Source organism: Micrococcus sp. TCR-5, assembly GCF_052220525.1.
GTDB classification, from domain to species: domain Bacteria; phylum Actinomycetota; class Actinomycetes; order Actinomycetales; family Micrococcaceae; genus Micrococcus; species Micrococcus luteus.
Map to the genome: position 1 here is coordinate 1 of NZ_JBQPDO010000040.1, position 1,087 is coordinate 1,087.

1 protein-coding gene is annotated in these 1,087 nt (G+C 66.2%); it reads right to left on the reverse strand.

Going from position 1 to position 1,087, the window contains the following annotated elements; translation table 11 throughout:
• Positions 1–307: 307 nt before the first annotated feature.
• The coding region (locus ACTSKS_RS11005) for an IS3 family transposase (protein ID WP_435035103.1) at positions 308–1,087 on the reverse strand (780 nt) is incomplete at its 5' end.

Here is a 1,087-nt window from a genome sequence, read left to right on the forward strand (position 1 = left end):
CCAGCACGAGACCAGGCCCGCGGACCGTCACCGGCCAATGCATAGAGGCATCTGACAGGGGCGATCGTTCATCGACGCCAGATGGCCCAGGGCACCCCGCGACCCAGAACCGCCATCTAGTTGTTGTGGGTCATGAGGTTCTTGGCACGAGGCCCGGGCTGAGATGAGACGAGCGGGCCCCGCCCGGCAGGATGGAACTTCCTCAACAACCCCTCCGCTGGAAAGAGCCCGCTCATGACCCACGCTAACGCACCCCTGACCCCCACCGGCCGTCTCAGGATGAAGCGTCCCGGGTTTCGTGCCGCTCCTATGTGGGTGCCAGCTCTCGGTTGAGGGCGGCGTAGTAGGCAGTCTCGTACTCGGCCGGGGTGGTCATAGCCAGGGACGAGTGGAGCCTTCGATTGTTGTACCACTCGACCCATCCGGCGGTGGCGTACTCGACGTCGGCGATGGTCTTGTACGGGCCGTTGTGGAAGATCGTGGTGGTGATGCACTCGGTCTTGTACAAGCCGATGACGCATTCCATGAGCGCGTTGTCATACGCATCGGCGACGGTCCCGATGGACGCGGCGATGCCCTCGGCGGCCAGGTGCTCGGCGAAGCGAAGGCTCGTGTACTGCGACCCGGCATCGCTGTGCGCGATCAGCTCGCCGGGCTGCACAGGGTGCCCGTGCCGGTCACGGTCCCACAACGCGGTCCGCAGCGGGGTCAGGACCAGCGGGGTCGTCTTGGCCGTCGCGGCATGCCAGGCGAGGATTCTCTGCGAGTAGCAGTCCAGCACGAACGCGACGTATACGAAGCCCGCCCACGTGCGCACATAGGTGAAGTCCGCGACCCACTTCGTGTTCGGCGCGGCCGCGGTGAAGTCTCGATTGAGCAGGTCACCGGCACGGCAGCCGTCCTTGGCCGGGACGGTGGTGCGCACTGGCCTGCCTCGACGCACACCGTTCATCCCCGCAACCCGCATGAGCCGGTCCACACGACCGGCGCCGACCTGGTGACCTTCTCGACGCAGCCACGCGGTCATCTTCCGACGCCCGTACAGCCCTTCCGGGGTGCCGACAAGGTCGTGCAGGACGTTGAGCAG